Consider the following 472-nt stretch of genomic DNA (forward strand, 5'->3'; position numbering starts at 1 on the left):
CCATAAACCTTRATCCCTTGGCATTATTTATTTCATCAATTTTAATGGGTATCTCTTCCCAATTCTTGAACGGAATTAGTGCGTCTCTTAAAAGCACTAGCTGATGTAGGTACTCATTAAACAATTGCATGACAGCCGGACCACCCGCCGATCCCAAAAGTAAATTGGCTACCTTAGGCGTCCATGGGTGATTATCACAGTGGCTTCTAAAGTTTAAACTGTTGAGAACTACCTCACCATACTCTTTTAATGCTCGCTGCTGTGAGTTGAATTCACTTGCCCAACGTGTTAAAGTTTCACCTATACTTTTTGCTTGCTCAGTAAGTTCTATTCCACACATATCATTAAGAGAAAGTTGACCAAGAGGCAAAACTGATTCTCTCCCGGAGATTGCTAAATTAGCCTCAAGATTCTCTAACAACGCTTTCGAATCTGCAGCTTCTCCAAGTTGAACAATTATGGCTTCTAAAAG

The 472-nt window shown here is 40.1% G+C and carries 1 protein-coding gene; it reads right to left on the reverse strand.

Annotated elements, in window-relative coordinates:
• Window positions 1-472 (reverse strand): hypothetical protein (locus AC1DWA_RS33355; protein WP_477917760.1); only part of this gene is annotated, 472 nt, incomplete at both ends.

This window comes from Rhodococcus sp. P4_F3_2 (assembly GCF_056401335.1).